At 34.6% G+C, this 17,582-nt stretch carries 20 protein-coding genes; 17 read left to right on the forward strand and 3 right to left on the reverse strand.

Going from position 1 to position 17,582, the window contains the following annotated elements; translation table 11 throughout:
* From Q0992_RS00650 to Q0992_RS00725, 16 genes are all read left to right on the forward strand, one after another.
* The gene (locus Q0992_RS00650; RefSeq protein ID WP_299519224.1) at nucleotides 1-912 is read left to right on the forward strand and encodes an AraC family transcriptional regulator; all 912 of its coding nucleotides are present in this window, start codon (nucleotides 1-3) and stop codon (nucleotides 910-912) included.
* Nucleotides 913-1,173: 261 nt separating this feature from the next.
* A complete protein-coding gene (locus Q0992_RS00655) occupies nucleotides 1,174-3,090 on the forward strand; it encodes a nuclear transport factor 2 family protein (protein WP_299519225.1) in 1,917 nt (638 codons plus the stop codon).
* 311 nt (nucleotides 3,091-3,401) lie between these two features.
* Nucleotides 3,402-3,989: a Crp/Fnr family transcriptional regulator gene (locus Q0992_RS00660; RefSeq protein WP_299519228.1), complete on the forward strand. Its 588-nt coding sequence runs from the start codon at nucleotides 3,402-3,404 to the stop codon at nucleotides 3,987-3,989.
* Nucleotides 3,990-4,096: 107 nt separating this feature from the next.
* Nucleotides 4,097-4,888 (forward strand): TauD/TfdA family dioxygenase, encoded by a 792-nt coding sequence (locus Q0992_RS00665; RefSeq protein WP_299519230.1) that lies wholly within the window; start codon nucleotides 4,097-4,099, stop codon nucleotides 4,886-4,888.
* Between the two features lie 119 nt (nucleotides 4,889-5,007).
* The gene (locus Q0992_RS00670; RefSeq protein ID WP_299519232.1) at nucleotides 5,008-5,910 is read left to right on the forward strand and encodes an AraC family transcriptional regulator; all 903 of its coding nucleotides are present in this window, start codon (nucleotides 5,008-5,010) and stop codon (nucleotides 5,908-5,910) included.
* Between the two features lie 109 nt (nucleotides 5,911-6,019).
* Complete coding sequence (locus Q0992_RS00675) at nucleotides 6,020-6,778, forward strand: SDR family oxidoreductase (RefSeq protein ID WP_299519235.1); 759 nt, start codon at nucleotides 6,020-6,022, stop codon at nucleotides 6,776-6,778.
* Between the two features lie 85 nt (nucleotides 6,779-6,863).
* Nucleotides 6,864-7,769 (forward strand): AraC family transcriptional regulator, encoded by a 906-nt coding sequence (locus tag Q0992_RS00680; protein WP_299519237.1) that lies wholly within the window; start codon nucleotides 6,864-6,866, stop codon nucleotides 7,767-7,769.
* Between the two features lie 101 nt (nucleotides 7,770-7,870).
* The gene (locus Q0992_RS00685) at nucleotides 7,871-8,311 is read left to right on the forward strand and encodes an ester cyclase (RefSeq protein ID WP_299519239.1); all 441 of its coding nucleotides are present in this window, start codon (nucleotides 7,871-7,873) and stop codon (nucleotides 8,309-8,311) included.
* Nucleotides 8,312-8,339: 28 nt separating this feature from the next.
* Entirely contained in the window at nucleotides 8,340-8,783 is a 444-nt protein-coding gene (locus Q0992_RS00690; RefSeq protein ID WP_299519241.1) for a hypothetical protein, read from the forward strand.
* Nucleotide 8,784: 1 nt separating this feature from the next.
* The gene (locus Q0992_RS00695; RefSeq protein WP_299519243.1) at nucleotides 8,785-9,534 is read left to right on the forward strand and encodes a DUF4440 domain-containing protein; all 750 of its coding nucleotides are present in this window, start codon (nucleotides 8,785-8,787) and stop codon (nucleotides 9,532-9,534) included.
* Nucleotides 9,535-9,539: 5 nt separating this feature from the next.
* Entirely contained in the window at nucleotides 9,540-10,613 is a 1,074-nt protein-coding gene (locus Q0992_RS00700) for an alkene reductase (protein WP_299519245.1), read from the forward strand.
* Nucleotides 10,614-10,707: 94 nt separating this feature from the next.
* Nucleotides 10,708-11,271, forward strand: coding sequence for a Crp/Fnr family transcriptional regulator (locus Q0992_RS00705; RefSeq protein ID WP_299519248.1), 564 nt, complete (start codon nucleotides 10,708-10,710; stop codon nucleotides 11,269-11,271).
* A 69-nt stretch (nucleotides 11,272-11,340) separates the two neighbouring features.
* Nucleotides 11,341-11,874, forward strand: coding sequence for an SRPBCC domain-containing protein (locus tag Q0992_RS00710; RefSeq protein ID WP_299519250.1), 534 nt, complete (start codon nucleotides 11,341-11,343; stop codon nucleotides 11,872-11,874).
* Nucleotides 11,871-12,341: a YdeI/OmpD-associated family protein gene (locus tag Q0992_RS00715; protein WP_299519252.1), complete on the forward strand. Its 471-nt coding sequence runs from the start codon at nucleotides 11,871-11,873 to the stop codon at nucleotides 12,339-12,341. Before Q0992_RS00710 ends, Q0992_RS00715 begins: the two co-directional genes overlap by 4 nt.
* A 165-nt stretch (nucleotides 12,342-12,506) precedes the next feature.
* Entirely contained in the window at nucleotides 12,507-13,409 is a 903-nt protein-coding gene (locus Q0992_RS00720; RefSeq protein WP_299519255.1) for an AraC family transcriptional regulator, read from the forward strand.
* A 111-nt stretch (nucleotides 13,410-13,520) separates the two neighbouring features.
* The gene (locus Q0992_RS00725; protein ID WP_299519258.1) at nucleotides 13,521-14,231 is read left to right on the forward strand and encodes an aldo/keto reductase; all 711 of its coding nucleotides are present in this window, start codon (nucleotides 13,521-13,523) and stop codon (nucleotides 14,229-14,231) included.
* 39 nt (nucleotides 14,232-14,270) lie between these two features.
* Here the strand turns inward: Q0992_RS00725 and Q0992_RS00730 are convergent, their stop codons facing one another.
* From Q0992_RS00730 to Q0992_RS00740, 3 genes are all read right to left on the reverse strand, one after another.
* Nucleotides 14,271-14,735 (reverse strand): RidA family protein, encoded by a 465-nt coding sequence (locus Q0992_RS00730; RefSeq protein ID WP_299519261.1) that lies wholly within the window; start codon nucleotides 14,733-14,735, stop codon nucleotides 14,271-14,273.
* A 155-nt stretch (nucleotides 14,736-14,890) separates the two neighbouring features.
* On the reverse strand, nucleotides 14,891-15,307 hold the full coding sequence (locus Q0992_RS00735) for a hypothetical protein (RefSeq protein ID WP_299519264.1): 417 nt from the start codon (nucleotides 15,305-15,307) through the stop codon (nucleotides 14,891-14,893).
* A 68-nt stretch (nucleotides 15,308-15,375) separates the two neighbouring features.
* Nucleotides 15,376-15,909, reverse strand: coding sequence for a TetR/AcrR family transcriptional regulator (locus Q0992_RS00740; RefSeq protein ID WP_299519266.1), 534 nt, complete (start codon nucleotides 15,907-15,909; stop codon nucleotides 15,376-15,378).
* Nucleotides 15,910-16,054: 145 nt separating this feature from the next.
* Between Q0992_RS00740 and Q0992_RS00745 the strand changes: the two genes are divergently transcribed.
* Nucleotides 16,055-17,389: an MFS transporter gene (locus Q0992_RS00745; RefSeq protein WP_299519268.1), complete on the forward strand. Its 1,335-nt coding sequence runs from the start codon at nucleotides 16,055-16,057 to the stop codon at nucleotides 17,387-17,389.
* Nucleotides 17,390-17,582 lie beyond the last annotated feature (193 nt).

Raw genomic sequence — 17,582 nt, forward strand, 5'->3', positions numbered from 1 at the left:
ATGGAACACTTCCCTACCTTAGAAAGTTATTGCAAAGGTATAAACATCTCTTATCCTAAATGGACTGATTTTGATATTCGTAGTTTTGAAGAAAATATGGCAACTGTACACCACAAAATGCCCCCTTTTAAGCACGAATTTTATGCCATTGCCATTAAATTAGGTGGCGGAGGGTTTGCAAAAACAGGTAATTATAGCACAGAAAATAAAGAAACCACTATCTTTTTTAATTCACCTTATCAGATATTACAATGGGATATTGCTCCTAATTGGAATGGTTATTATATAATTTTTTCAGAGGATTTTTTTAGAGGAACACTATCGAGAAAAAGAATTACTGAGACTTTTCCATTCCTGCTGATTGACAATACCATTCCGATGGAAATCACTAATGAAGAAGCTCATCTTTTTGTAAAGTTATTCAATGATATGTATAAAGAACATAAGTCTAATAATGCAAACGCTAAGCAAATAATACGGCATTATATACATATTGCTTTGCATAAAGTAGCCCGCATTTACGACTATTCTAAAGAAAAGGTAACGATTACCACCTCACAACGTTCTAATGATTTAAATTTAGTAAGCCGTTTTAAGACATTAATTGAAGTTTCCTTTCAACCTGGACATCGCTATTCAAACACCCTCCCTAGCCAAGTGCAATATTATGCCGACAAATTAAACTTGCACCCTAATCACTTCAATGCTGTTGTGAAACGCATTACCGATCAATCAGCTTCTGATATTATTTACAACTACATTCTCAACTTGGCAAAATCGAAATTGTCTAATACAAATAAGAGTGTAAAAGAAATCGCTTTTGATCTCTATTACAATTATCCCAATCACTTTTCAAATTTCTTTAAGAGCAGAATGAAAATGACGCCTACGCAGTTTAGAGAGTCACTATAAAATTCTTTATACGTAGCTCAATTTTTCACACATATTTGAATTTCGTACGTCTTACTTTGAATTTCGTAGTTAGATAGTTTCACTATGCCCATAGCTTTGTGGTATCAGAATAATATACTATAAAGAAAAGATACTATGGACTTCAATACATTTTTAATTCAAAACACAACGAATACGTCTGCCATATTAAACCATCTCGCAATCAATGGGATTTCAGAATCTTCAAAAAAGGAAATACAGAACATTAAATTTTTAAAAACTATGAAAACAACACATATTTTAATGGCCTTGCTACTATTGGTAATGGCTTGTAAAAGTGATAATCAAGTAAACAGCAATGAAAACAAGACCACAATGAAAACAACAGTAATTAATCAAGAAGAAATTGATAAAGAAAATATTTTGTTACTAACATCTACCCTTTTTACAGCAACTGACAATAGAAACTGGGAAAAGGTAATTAGTACTATGGCCGATTCAGTTTATGTGGATTACACCTCTCTTGGTGGTGATTCAGGGTTTAAGACATCTAATGAAATTGTGAGTGGATGGCAAAAAATACTCCCTGGATTTGAAAGGACAGTACATCATCCACACAATTTTGCAATTTGGTCAGTTGGTAATAGAGCAACCGCTACTTTTGACGGCCATGCTACACACTACCTAGACGGCAAAGAATGGTCTGTTTTTGTTGGCTATGATACAGAATACATAAAAGAAGATGATCAATGGAAATTGGCAAGAATTGATGCGACGCTTTATAAGCAATTTGGCGAGACTTCATTACCTGCTTTAGCAATACAAAAAGTGGAGGAAGGTAAAATTTCCAAATTTGTCAAAGCAGACACTAATAAAATTGCTGTAATAGCAAATTTCTTTAAAGCTTTAGAATCACGAAAATTAGAAAATATTTTAGCATCATTCACTACTGATGCCTTACAGATTATGCCTTTGTCACCAGAAAACTTCCCAAAAGAATTGAAAGGAATTACAGAAATCAAAAATCAATATAAAGGTGTAATGAGCTATGAGCAAACTTATGAGGTTGAATATTTTAGTACCCAAAATCCAAATGACTATTTAGCAAAGTACAATGGTACTATAACTACAAATGAAGGAAAACCTTACAACAACAGTTACATTGGTTTGTTCACGATTGAGAACGAGAAAATCACGAAATTTATTGAATATTTCAACCCGAATGTACTTTTAAATAGCTGGCCTGGCTTAAAGCCTCTAAACTATTCGGTTCATCGTGCTGGTGCGAGAACAGACAGCGGTGTCACATTGCAAGAGGTTACCTTCAATAGCAATGGTGTAAATCTGGTAGGGCATTTATTTTTACCACCAAACTTTAATAGTAATAAAACATATCCAGCATCTATTGTAACCGGAAGTTGGACGAGCGTAAAAGAACAAATGCCTGACGAATATGCAAGTGTAATGGCAAAAGACGGATTTATTACATTAACATTCGATTTTACAGGATTTGGTGAAAGTGAGGGCCAACCAAGACAAGTAGAGGACTACAATATTAAGATTGAAGATATAAAAGCTGCGGTTGATTTCTTAGAGAATCATCCAAATGTAGATATAGGTAAATTGTCAGCTCTCGGAGTCTGTGCAAGTTCAGGGTATATGGCTCATGCTACAGCTCAAGACCCACGTATAAAAAAGTTAGTCTTGGTAGCACCTTGGTTACATAACCCTCAAATAGCCAAAGCAATCTATGATTTGCGTCCAGGTGGTACAGAGGGCCTTTTAAAAGCTGCTAAAGACGCAAAAGTTAAATATGCTGAGACAGGAGTAATGGATTATGTTCTTGCCGCTAGCGAACTAGACCCATTAAGTGCAATGTATGTACCGGAAGGAGCATTTGACTATTATCTAAACCCTGCAAAAGCAGCAGGGAATCACTATGATAACCGTTTTGCAGTCAGTAGCTGGGAACCTTGGTTAAATTTTGATGGCATTTCTGCAGGGAATGAAATAAAACAGCCTGTTTTTATAGTACACAGCGAAAGTGGTGCAGTCCCTCAGGGAGCAAAGGCGTTTTATGAACTTCTTGAAGGTAAAAAAGACATTGTATGGTTAAATCAATTCAACCAACAGCAACTTTATTTTGAAAAAGAGGCTGTCAACACCGCCATGAAGGAAGTAATCAATTATTTAAAATAAAATCTGTAAGGAGGTTAATGACTTAATAAGTATTTAAGTAGCATAAATTAAAACATTGTGAAAAAAGTTAATGAAGGTAAAATAGTGTAATAAAAATAATACATCGGTGATTTAACCAATTGGGAAACGCAAAAAATAAAAAGCTATGAGTAGTGAAGGTAGTGGTTGGATAATCGGTGCTATTGGTGTAAATGGTAGGTATTGGTAAAACAACAAAATCATTAAAATCAAGTCAGCGACATTCCAGAAATGGAGGTCGCTGTTTTTTATTTATTATGCTTAAATTACTGATTCAATTAAAACAACTATTTGTGTCAGAAGCGTCAAAGATATTTAAGAGGCATATTGCAAATCGAATTGATTTAAACGACGACGAATTTGAACATTTTTTAAGCTTCTTTTCACTCAAAACCGTTAAGAAACGTCAATTTATAATTCAACCTGATTTTGTGCCTAATCATAGAAATTTTGTAGTGCAAGGTGCCATGAGGGCTTATATCATAGACGACTCAGGAAATGAGCATACCATACAGTTTGCCATTGACAATTGGTGGATAACCGATTATAATGCTTATATCTATCAAAAACCAGCGACCATGTTTGTGATGGCTCAAGAAGATACCTTGCTTTTACAGATTATTCATAAAAAGGAGATAGAATTAAAAGCTATAAGCCCAAAATTCGAAACCTTTTTTAGAATCATGGCTGAGCGCTCAACGGCTTATATGCAACGACGGGTTATTGAACGCCTTACGCTTAATGCTGAAGAACGCTATGAGCATTTTTTGGATAAATATCCACTAATGGCACATCGATTTCCACAGTACGCCATAGCTTCCTATATTGGTGTGACGACGGAATTCCTTTCCAGAATGCGAAAAAACCGACTTAGCAAATAGTTATTGATGTACATCAATACTTTTTCTGAATCTAGGTCATTTTTATTGATATCGATTTTAAAGAATTTTGAACTGTAAAACAAAGTTCAACTTTAAAATCTATAAACATGGAAACTTTAAGTCCTATTAAAAAAACACCTATTTATCCACATTTTGGAGCAACTATAGAAGGTATAGACGTGAATAATCTGAGCAAAGAAGACATTACTTATTTAAGAAACAGTTTAAATGAACACCAACTGCTTATCCTTAAGGCGCATACGTTAAGTCCGAAAGAGCAAGTTGAGTTTTCTAGCATTTTTGGCGCGTTGGAAACCTTTCCATACAACGCCAATCAGTTTGAAAAGCATCCCGAAATTTTCAGGTTATCTACAGATAAGAGTAAAGGCTATCAAAATGTTGGGTTTTACTGGCACCAAGACGGGTCGTTTAATCAAATACCAACACCAATATCCATATTTCATCTTACGGAAATTCCAAAAAATGGAGGCGAAACGCTTCTTGCCGATGCCCAAAAAGTATATACCATGCTTCCTGACGAATTAAAAAATATTGCTGAAAACTTAAAAACAAATGTGAGCAATTCTGCGATACACGATTTGGTCATTGAGCATCCTATGACAAAGAAAAAAGGGATTTACCTCAACTATGGATTGACCCAAAGCATATTTTCTACAGACGAACACGTTACTCAGTTAGAAATAAAAGCTGTAATTGATAAAATTACGCAATACCTAGAATTACCAGATGTAAAATACAGACATAAATGGGAAGAAGGTGATATTGTTATTGCAGACAATTATGCGGTATTTCATCAAGCTACGCCTACGCTAAATGATAGCACAAGAACCTTGCATAGAACAACTATCAAAGGTGAATATGAGTTAAACAGAAGTTAAGCATGTGCGTCTAAATTAAAGGTAAAAGTATTTGATGTAATAGCGACATTCTGCTAATGAGTGTCGCTGTTTTTTTAATCTCAGTGAATTCATTTATTTTTAAGTAATTCTTTTAATTTTTGAAAGCACAAAAGATATATCATTCAATATCAGAATTTTTCAAGTCAATCAATCTTGAGATTGAACAGGACTTCGACTTTACCATACACAGCCTCGATAGACTTCATGGCGATGAGGCTATGGCCTCACCTTTTTTTAGAACCAATTATGTCGCTTTCTTGCTTATTGAATCTGGAAAAGGACATTACACCATCGATGAGCATTGGTTTGAACTCAAACCCAAATCATTTTATTTCACCTTACCAGGACATTTAAAATCGTTTACTATTGAAGAAAACTGGAAAGGGTATATGCTCACATTTTCGTTTGAATTTCTAAAAGCAAATTATCCTGGAAGCATTGAACAAGATTTTCCATTTTTATTTAAAGAAACCGTTCCTGTAATGTATTTAGAAGACAACTATTATGAGCGTATCAAAAGACAATGCGAAGTGTTCATTCAGGAATATAATGGAAATTCAGTATATAAAAAACGTATTGTTGCCAATCAACTGGTCACCTTTTTATTTCAAACCAAGGAATTATTGCTATCACACCAAGCCACGATTTCTCTCGAAAATAGACCTGCTGAAATTGTAAAGTCCTTTCAAGTGTCTTTAAACACTAACATGTTGAAAATTGTAAAAGGCGATGCAGAATTTATTTGGAATGTACAAGACTATGCCAACCAATTGACTATCCATCCCAATTACTTTAGTAACGTCATTAAATCCCAAACGGGTAAGACCGTAAAACAATGGATTGACGAACGCATTATATCAGAAGCCAAATCCTTATTGAATAATACAGATATGTCAGTGGCTCAAATTGCCTATCGTTTAACGTATGACGATACCTCAAATTTCTCAAGATTTTTTAAGAAAAAAACAGGCTTCACACCTGCAAAATACCGTAATGCTTAGAAATTGACCATAAGGCCTTAAAAACAGACCAAATATCCCTTTCACTTTTGCTGGACATTTGTAGTGTAATTAAAAACAAAACAATAATTCACTTAAAAATTTTAGTAAAATGGAAACTTTAAATCAAACATTAAAAGGAAAAGTAGCAATCGTAACAGGAGCATCAAAAAATTTAGGTGCCGAAACCGCTACGTATTTAGGAAATGCTGGTGCAAACGTTATCGTACATCACTTTAGTGATAACAGCAAAACAGAAGCAGCGAACATTGTTGAAAAAATCAATGCCTTTGGAAGTAATGCCAAATTAGTACAGGCGGATTTAAGAAACGTAACAGAAATTAAGCGTTTATTTGACGAAGCAGAAAATACATTTGGCAAAGTAGATATTCTTGTCAACACTGCTGGAACTATGCTTAAAAAACCAGCAGCAGAAGTACAGGAAAAGGAGTATGACCAAATGTTTAACATTCATACCAAAACAGCCTTCTTTTTGCTTAGCGAAGCTGCCAAAAGAGTAAATGACGGTGGACGAATTGTGAACATCTCTACCACGCTTACTTCGGTTACTACTGGCTTTTACTCAGTGTATGCTGGAGCAAAGGCCGCTTCAGAACAATTTGTAAAAATGATTGCAAAAGAAGTGGGGTCGAGAGGAATCACGGTAAACTCTGTAGCACCTGGACCTTTGAATACATCTTTTTTCTACCCTGTGGAAAATGAACATTCCATTGATTACTTAAAACACATGTCTGTTCAAAACAGATTAGGCGAAGTGTCTGACGTTTTACCTGTCATTCAGTTTTTAACCAGTCCAGAATCTGGTTGGGTAACGGCACAATCCATTCGTGTTAATGGCGGTATGTTTTAAAAGTATTATAATCAAAAGAAAACAACAGCGACATTCAAAAATAGAGGTCGCTGTTTTTATACTATAAAATTATTATCTTTTAGAAGTGAAAATAGATGGCATACATACCTTATCAACCATTCAGGAGTATTTTGACTTTATCAATTTTAAATGTCCTGTTTTTAATGGTTTTGCTATTGGTAGGTTGGAGGATTCAGCCAAAGTAATTCCACAGAAAATGCCACCTTATCGAAAGCGATTTTACAAAATCATGCTTATTCTGAGTGGTGAAATTGATATGTACAACAATCAAAATACCGCACAGCTTCAAAATAATACGCTGTTTTTTTCGGGAGAAGGGCATATTCAATCCTGGGAAAGTATTGCGCCAATGAGTGGTTTTATTATTTACTTTACTTCTGATTTCTATTCTGTGGTACATAAGAAGAATAAGTTGCATTCTGACTTTCCTTTTTTCACCCAAAATGCCTCAATGAGTATTAGCATTACGCAACAAGAAAGTGAGCACTTGCAACGCACTTGTGAGAATATCGTATTAATTTCAGAACAAGATTTGCCTAATAAAGAAGATATTTTCAGGTCTTATCTCAATATTCTACTATTGGAATCTAAAAATCTCTATGAGGAGAAGTTAGGTACCCAAGAAGTATCTCAAGATTCGGATAAACGAATTCTTAGGGATTTTCAATCGCTTATTGAACAACAATACGGAACAGAAAATGAGATGGTACTTAAATCCGTTAAGGAATTTGCCAACCAGTTGGCCATTCATCCTACGCATTTGAATTATGTGGTGAAAAACTTAACTGGGAACACAGCATTGCAATTCATTCATAATAGAAAACTTCAAGAAGCAAAGTCGCTACTGCTACAAACTTCCAAAACCGTGAGTGAGATTGCTTACGATTTACACTTTGATAATCCTACCCATTTTGTGCGTTTTGTAAAGAAAAAAACAGGCAAGACACCCTTGCAACTGCGCAATACTTAAAAATGGTCATTCCTTATTCGTTTCTGGTTTAACCTTAGGTTTATAGCCGAGGTACATTTGTAATGTTCATTAGAAGTATAACATTATAAATATTTAAAACTATGAAGACTAAAGAATTGTTTCAAAAGGAACAAAGTAATAAAAACAAAGAGATATTAAAGAGACTAATTGATGAAGCGTTTAATAATCGAAATTTAGATATTCTAGAAGAGGTTCTTCATCCTGAGTTTACAAATCATCAAGAGGTGTTTCCCTTAAAGGCTAAAAAAGGACCTGAAGTATTTAGAGAATTATATTCAGCATTCTTCCATATTTTTTCGGACGTGAAAGCAGATTATACTCATATTATTTCAGAAGGCGATTATGTTATGGCTAGAGATTTCATAACAGGAACCAATGATGGAGAAATCAATGGAAACCCTGCTACGGGGAAAAAGGTAAAGTTTGAAGTATTTCACTTGTATCGAATTAAAGACGGTAAGCTAATAGAACGATGGGGCTTAACAGATGACCTAAGCTTAATGAAACAATTGGAATCCTAAAAAAAGAATAATTATAAATTAAAAAGTCATGAAATTTTCAGAAATAAAAAACAGAACTGATGTATCGTCAAACATTAAAATAGCATACGATTGGTACACGACGTGGAACCCAGAAATCCTTACAGAAGATGTCCATTTTGAAATGCTACCAAATTATCCATCAGGAGGAATTTACAACGGACGACAAAGCGTTATGGAAGACTATTTACCAGCTTTGATGTCAAACTTTGATTCTTGGACTTTAGAACCCGAAGAGCTCTTTGAAATTGAAGGTGCCGTAATTGGAAAAGGTTATTATAAAGGAAGAACCAAAGGCACAGAAAACGATTTTACATCACCTTTTCTTCACATTTGGTATATCAAAAATAATCAAATTTACAAGGTAATGGCCTATACGGATACCTACCATTTGCAGATGAATATTCCTAAGAATTTCAATAAACGCTCAAAATTAAATTTACAAACATCATAAAATGAAAAAATTAAAAACCACATTTATTGTCTGGATAGCAATTTATCCAGCAATAACAGGAATATTACTCTTATTTGGAGACCTTTTGAACACACTTCCTTTGATAGTTCGAACATTAGTACTTACGGTAATTCTTGTGCCTGCAATGACTTATATTTTAATACCCTTTTGGACAAGATTATTAAACGCTATTAAATTCAATACAATGAAAACTCTTAAAAGTATGGTGGTAATTTTATTTATATCAAGTACACAAATTACAATTTCGCAAAATGAAAGTATTGTTGTTGTTCCTAATACAGGTCAAATAGAATCTTTAACAACACAAGAAAGACAAGATGTCTCTGAAATTCAAAAGAAAACCGAACAATGGTTTGGCATTTGGAGTCCAAAAGAAAAACCCATAAACTTTGATGGCTTATCAGAACTATTTGCGACTGAAGCAGAAGGTTTGCTTGTTGTTGACGGATTTGAAGGTGGTGTCGTTATTTTAAAAAATGCTACTTCTTTTAAAGAAAAATGGAAGCCACTGGTTGATGATACCTTTTCATATTACGCTATCGAACCTGTTGGAGAAATCAAGATTGAACTTGATGGTCATTTGGCAGTGACTACGTTTCAATGGACGACCACTAAGGCCATATTAAAAAATGGAGCTTCAATCACATTAGGTCAGCATGGTACCCATGTATGGAAGAAAATAGATGGTGAGTGGAAAATAATTCACGAGCATCTCACAAACACTAAATAAAAAAAATGAAAACACTATTAGACACCTATAAGAGACTTGATTTAAAAAACAGGGTCGTTATGGCACCCATGACAAGAAGTCGAGCTACTAAAAATCACATCCCAACAGATATTATGGCGACCTATTATGCACAACGTGCCAGTGCTGGCCTCATCATTACGGAAGGGACTTCACCATCACCTAATGGTGTTGGTTATGCAAGAATTCCTGGTATTTATACGGATGAACAAGCTAAAGCATGGAAAGTGGTTGCAGATGAAGTTCATAAAAATGGTGGAAAAATCTTTATGCAACTCATGCACTCTGGAAGATTAGCACATCCCGAAAATATGCCAAAAGGGTCAAGAATACTAGCGCCATCTTCAATTGCACCAACACATACAAAAATGTACGTTGATGATAAGGGAATGCTTGAAATCCCAGTGCCTGAGGAAATGACTATGGAAGATATCAACCTTGAAATTAGCAATTATGTATCTGCATCAAAACGCGCTATAGAAGTAGGTTTTGATGGTGTAGAATTGCATGGTGCCAATGGGTATTTATTGGATTCCTTTTTAAGTCCACATACCAACAAGCGACATGATTTTTATGGCGGTTCCATTGAAAATAGATTACGTTTCCCACTCGCTGTAGTCAAAAAAGTTAGTGAGGCTATTGGAAAAGACAAAGTAGGCATTCGCATTTCACCCAATGGTACTTTAGGAGATATGGAGCCTTTTGATGAACAATTTGAAACCTTTAGTCACTTTCTTGAAAAATTGAATGAACTTGAAATTGCATATATCCACCTTTTGGATTTAGAGAGTTTTGGACAAACAGCTGTTCCTCAAAATATTCGGAATATGGTTCGAGAGAAATTTCAAGGTACTTTAATATTATCTGGTGGTTATAGCCAAAATACAGGTGAAGAAGCTTTAAAAAATAACGAAGGCGATTTAATAGCCTATGGAAGACCTTTTATTGCGAATCCAGATTTGATTGATAGATGGGAAAATGAAAGTCCGCTTTCAGAGGCTAATCCCGATTTCTTTTATACGCCTGGAGAAAAAGGATATACAGATTATCAAACCGCTTAGTATTGTTCTACTCATATTTTAGACAGCGATATTTGATTTTTGAATATCGCTGTTACTAATTAAAAGTTTACCTTTAAGATTAAATGCTGAGAAATTGAGTAAACTGAAATCTGAAATAAAAAAATTATCTCAAGGAACTGATGAAGAAATTGCGGAAATTTACAATAATCTGACCCTTGAGGTATTTGAAAAAGGCGAATTTCTTCTGAAACAAAATCATATTTGCAATCAATATTTCTTTATTGAAAGTGGGTCAGTCAGACTCTACTACTGGAAAAACGAAAAGGATTATACAGTTTGGCTTGGAACTGAAGGGCAAATATTTACAGAACTGGACAGTTATTTACACCAAACACCATCTTTGGTTTCCATTGAAAGTATGGAAAAATCTTTGGTATATAGAATTTCTAAAGAAAAAAGTAATGCATTGGCAAAGAAGTCTTTAGCGTATAATACACTTCTTCGACGTACAGTTGAAGAGGCTTTTGCCAACATGAGTCGAAATATAATTTCTTTTCAGAGCGAAGATGCGACTGAACGTTATCTTAGAGTTGAAAACGAAAAAAATTGGCTCAACAAATACCCTTTAAAATATATTTCCAGTTTCATTGGTATTACCCAGAGTTCTTTGAGCAGACTAAGAGCCAAAAGAGATTGATTTTTTGTCCTATGGCAAAAAATAGGAATTATGTAAAGTATAATTTTGCTTTTCAAAACTATACTTAAAATGATTACAACTATTCTTTTAACGATCGGGATGAGCCTATTGATTAGTCTCATCATCTTGAATATTACACTTCCTGTTAAAGTACAATATGTAGAAGAAATTAATCTAAATGCGCCTGTCAATGCGGTGTACGATGCTATTAGATATCAAGAGCAATTGATGCAATGGTCCGCTTGGCCAAAAGAAACCAAATCACAATGTGCAGTAAAAAATGCAGATGGTAAGTTAGGTGCACAAACCGTATATTTAAAAAATGGAAAACAATTTGGTTACCAGGAAGTTACCGATTTAGAAGAAAACGAAAAAGTGAGTTTCTACTTAACAAGTAAAGCACCATTTGAACAAGACACCAGATTGCATTTTTATCTCAAAGAAATAGCAGATAATAATACCTATGTTATGCTTTACTTTGATAATACTTTAAAAAAACCAAGTCATATCTTTCCACATATATTTGGAATTATAAAATGGACCCATGGTATGCATTTAAAGGATTTGGCCGGACTTAAAAAATATGTGGAAAATAGAGAATGACAACTTACCAAGGACAACAAACCATAAAACAACTTGAAAAACGAAAAGGTGGCTATTATTATTTAAAAATAGAAGCCTCAATAGTTGAGCAGTTTCCCCACAAAAGAAAAACCAGATTGATTTGTGAGATTAATAATGAAGTGTCTTATAGATGTGGACTTAATCACCTTGGCGATGGTAATTTTTTTATTATTCTCGCAGGTAAATACTTGAAGGCACTCGACAAAGAGTTAGGTGACGGCGTAGATTATATCTTAAAAGTAGACCCAAATCAATTAGGTGTTGATATGCCTGAGGTACTGCAAGTTCTTTTAGACCAGGATGAAGAAGCAAAATCGATATTTAATGCTTTAACCAATGGCAAAAAAAGAAGTTTGATTTATTCAATATTGAAAATAAAGGATATTGATAAGCAGGTGAAAAAGACATTAGATTTCTTGTCTCACGAAACTCGTAAAAATTCATAACATTAAAAGTGAATAATTTCTTTTAAGCTTACAAATGAATATGGAACCTTTCAATTTATAGTGTTTTATTCTACATTCTCAAACCTGCAAATTAAATTGGTGAAACCTTATTTTAAGATGACAATCAAAAAATGAAGCTCATTTTTTTATTAGTACCTTTCTAAAGTGAAAGACGCGACTCATTATTACAAAGACATTCATGCCTTACTCGAAGGTTTAAAAACGGTTCAACCTTTAAGTGATGATTTTCACATTCATAAGTTTTCGGATACGCCAAGTACTTGGGTCAAGGAAACCAGTATTTTTAGAAGTAATACTTATTCCATTATTCTGTTGACCAAAGGTGAAGCCAAATATAAAATCGGCTTATCTGAATATCATATTACAGATGGAAGCCTGTATTTTCAAGCACCGCAGCATTTGAGGTATTATTATCGTCTATCAGATTGGGAAGGCTATGTCATTGTTTTTATGGATAGCTTCTTCGAGAACCATCCAACTTTAAAATCGCTCGTCACGCAATTTGAAGGTTTTAAAATAAGTTCAAAAGTGGTTGTTCCAATGGAAAAAGATGCGCTATCAGAAACAACTTTGATGTTTGAACATTTGTATTCCATTAGTTATTCCAACAGTAAAGACCGTTTCGAAAAAGCAAAATCCCTTTTAGAACTGATTATGCTTCAAAGTGTTGAGCATTATAACCAGCTTTATGATAATCAAAAGGAATCCAAACAACATCGCATAGTAAAACAATTTGAAGAGATTGTTGAAGAGCACTTATACAACATCACGCAAGAGCAGGTAGAGAAGCAACTTGCTGTTTCTGAAATTGCGGAAAAGATTAATATTAATGCCACTTATTTGGGTGAAGTCCTTAAAAAAGTAACAGGTAAATCACCAAAAGAAATCCTTTCAGATAGAATCATTCTTGAGGCGCGCTCACTATTAACTAACACAGATATGGCAATTAATGAAATTGCTTATTTTTTGCTGTTTCAAGACGCTTCTAACTTCACCAAGTTCTTTAAGCTTAAAACTGGGTTTTCGCCATCAGAATACCGCAAATAAATTCTAATTTTTATAAAAAACTGGAATTTTTACCAGTTGTTCTGAATTCTTCACCATAAAAAAGAAGGTCATTCGTCAGACATTTGTACTGTAATTAAAACACAGTATATCATGAAAACGAATAACACATTTAAACTTGGAAATTTTGAAATCAATAGAATTGGCTTCGGTACCATGCGCGCTACAACTGGCGCTGGCATTTGGGGTGATACTTTGGATAAGACGAATGCAATTAAGGTGATTCGCACTGCCATTGAAAATGGTGTCAATTTTATTGATACAGCAGATGCTTACGGACCATATACTTCGGAATTATTGGTCCAAGAAGCAATCAGACCTTTTGGTGATACGGTGATGCTTGCCACAAAAGGAGGAGCCGTTAAATATAGACCAGGTGCTGTCTTGTCTAATGGTCATCCATATTACTTACGCACTGCTCTTGAAGGCAGTTTAAAGCGATTAGAACGTGACACCATCGATATGTACTTCTTACATCGCGTAGATCCTAATATTCCGATTGAAGAATCCGTTGGTGCTTTGGCTCAGTTTCAAAAAGAAGGTAAAATCAAACATATTGGTGTTTCTAACGTAACCCTTGAGCTTTTAGAGCGTGCACAATCAGTAGCAAAAATCGATGCCGTTCAAAATGCCTTTAGTTTTAAGGACAGACGCTATGAAAGTGTGGTTCAAAAAACCAATAACGAAAACATAGCTTTTATAGCACATACGCCGGTAGCATTAAGGACATTAATTTTAACCGTTATTTTAGTGCCTTTGATGGTGTATGTATTGATTCCTTTCTGGACCAAAGTATTCAAATAGCAATAGTTTAAAAACGACTTCGAAACTTTGAGGTCGTTTTTAATTATTAATTGTAAAGGATGTTGTTAATCCAACACAAAAGTTTAAGGGTAATTTGTCCACTCCAAAAATAGAACGGGAATGTCTTCCTTTTTCTCTAAGCACATTTACAAATAGATCTGATGCGCCATTAACTACTTTTGGAGATTCGTCCCAATTTTTACCTGCTTGGAAGTAAGCATCAATATGATTTAATCCAATTACTTTGTTAAAACCTACTTTTTTATCAATTTGCGCAAGCACATTTAATGCACATAATTCCATGGCCTTGAAGCCTTGCTCAGTTGAGATTTCATTTCCCAATCGTCCTTGGTACAAATAGTTCTCATTGAGTATTGGAAATTGGATAGCAACATAAGCTATATTAGCACGAACGTTGACAGAAACATAATTTCCACCAGGTGAGGATACATTGGGTAGTTCTAATCCTAATTTAACGAGATTTTTCTTTGGGTCTAAGTCCATTTTTCGGTTTAAAATTTATAAACTATTTGGAATTACTTAGTCTAGCTGTATTATAATATTAGCGACAACAAATCAAAATTACAATTTCAATTTTATGATGCCTAACATTTATATGTTGACTGTCTTAAATTACTCAAAGCGAAATTTTGGTTTTGTTACCTAAGGGCCTTTTTCCACAATGGCCCAACCAAGATGATTAATAAGCCAATATTACTTATTGAGTTACTTATGTTGCCCGAAAGTATACAGCCTAAACTATCAACAATAAACCAAGCGATTAAACTAGCTAGTACAGCTTTTCTAATGCGTTCGGGTGCTTTGTCGTAGAGGTCTGCCAAAAGCCAAATCAATATGGCCCATCCAAACAGGACGCCACCTAAAATTGCCGAAAGAAAAACTGTAGTTGGGGCGTCGAAGTTTTGAAGCCCATCAAGTGGCCATTCGGAAAGGTCTAAAACCATTTCGACAGGTTTTCTCAACGATGGAATTGAGCCGAGGCAGAAGAGCAATGCATAAACCGTTACGGCAATAGCTGAAAACTTTAGCCAATTTTTATGAGTCTGTGTTGTCATACTCTTGATGTTTTGTTGAGTACAAAGCTATCAATGATAAATTGAAAATTTTAGTCGGTAGCGTACAACTATCCTATAAGTTGTTGGGTTGTTTTCTCTAAACTTTTGAAGTAAGTACTGAGGTGGTCGTGGTTGAGGTTGTTTTCGTTAATCCGCATATAAAAATCGTCCGTGGCGATGGCAAACAGTCCCTCCAATTGGCTTTCAGACAGGTTGTGATTAATATCCCTTGCCCAAAGCATGACGGCATAATTTCCAAGTATCTGGATAGATTTTTCGAGTGCCTTTTCGATTTGGCTATTTTTGCGATTAATTCTTAACTGACGATGGAACAGTAAATCGGTCTTATGCTCTACAAGTATATTTATCAAATCTGGATATATATTGAGGCAGCTCTTCTCCTTGTTCGCCACTATTTTACACTGCTCAAAATGGTACTCCAAAAGTTCATCAATAAAACAGTCAAGGTCAGCAAAATAGTGATAAAAAGAGGATTTGCTAATCCTAACAATCTTTGCGAGTTGTTCGATTTTCAGCGTATTAAAACCTTCGATAGAACAAAGTTCGTAACCTTTTGATATCCATATACTTTTCGTCGTCATTTCTCAGCTTATTTTTCTAAAAATTACCCTAACAGGTTTTATTCAGCCATTTACAGATAAACAAGATACTGTTTCTTAAAACAACTTCTAAACCAAGAGATCATTTCTTTTAAGTATCTTTAAAGAGACAGAAAAATACTGCTTCTTGATATCATTCTTTAGATCAAATATATTTCCCATACTACTTGTCAATTTTATTGGCATACTTGGTTATAGTTTGGTCATTCCTATTCTTATTTTTATCGTTACCGATTTTGGAGGAAATGGTTTCATTTATGGGATTCTCGGGGCAACATACCCACTTTTTCAGTTTATTGGTGCGCCCATTTTGGGTCGATTATCGGATCGCATTGGAAGAAAAAAAGTATTGATTATTTCACAAATAGGCACCTTTTTGGCTTGGTCTCTATTTCTTTTGGCTTTTATGTTACCAGAAACCCAATTGTGGGAACAAAACAATGCCGTTACAGGACAATATATTATGACCTTACCCCTGATTATCATTTTTTTAGCGCGCATTTTTGACGGCTTCACAGGCGGCAATATATCGGTAGCTAATGCTTATATGTCCGATATTTCCACAGATGAAGATCGCAATCGAAATTTTGGAAAGATGGGAGCGTCTACAAGTTTGGGCTTTGTTATTGGGCCTGCCTTTTCTGGTTTGCTAGCAGGCACCATTATGGACGAAGTACTACCATTACTATTAGCCGCTTTGATTTCGTTAATAGCCATTTTTGTTATTCAATTTAGATTGGTTGAAAGCGTCCCTTGCATTGTTGACACAAAAAAAGTATCTCTTAAAAATATGAGACGGTTTTTTCAGGTAGAACATAAGGATTGTTTTACGGAAGGGAGTGAAGAAACCCAGCTAGAATCAAGTCGAGGTTTTAAGCAAGTTGTAAAGATTAAAGGTGTCCCGGTTTTATATGCCATTTACTTCTTTACGTTTTTTGCTTTTAGTTTGTTTTATGCTGGCTTGCCTATTTATGCAAGCCGCATACTTGACTGGTCAGCAATTGATTTGGGGATTTTCTTGGCTTATTCGAGTCTAATAATGATTGTTGTTCAAGGTCCAATTTTAAGTATGCTTTCAAAAAGAGTCTCTAGCCAATCTTTGGTAATTATCGGCGCTTTATTATTGGCTTTTAGCTTTTTTTTACTTTCCAATAAAAATCTAATGGTTCTGTATGGTGCCAATACACTTTTGTCTTTAGGAAATGGCTTAATGTGGCCTAGTTTTTTGGCGATGCTATCAGGGTTGGGCACCAAAAAAACGCAGGGAGCTATACAAGGTTATGGGACTTCGATGGGTAGTTTTGCTAGTATGTTCGGACTGATTATAGGTGGCTTTCTTTTCGAAAAAATTGAAACGCTAGTTTTTGTGTTTGGAGCGTTCATTTTTATTCTGATTGTATTGTTGATGTTCTTAAGTCAATACAACAAAGCAGTCCCAATAAAGACATTACAGCCGTCCTAACAGCACTAGTTACGACATCAATCTTTTTGTGAGGGTTTTTCTCCCATTTTAGACAAATGTATTCTAAATGATGGTATGGTTATGAATAGATTTTCATCACCCACTTAAACTTTCAGTTTTTAATCATACTTTTAGTACATTAAAGTAGTTGATAAGACGACTAGAATATTTACTGCTGAATAAAAATTCATTT

Origin of the sequence: Winogradskyella sp. (genome assembly GCF_028289625.1) — a bacterium.
In the GTDB taxonomy this organism is placed as follows: domain Bacteria; phylum Bacteroidota; class Bacteroidia; order Flavobacteriales; family Flavobacteriaceae; genus Winogradskyella.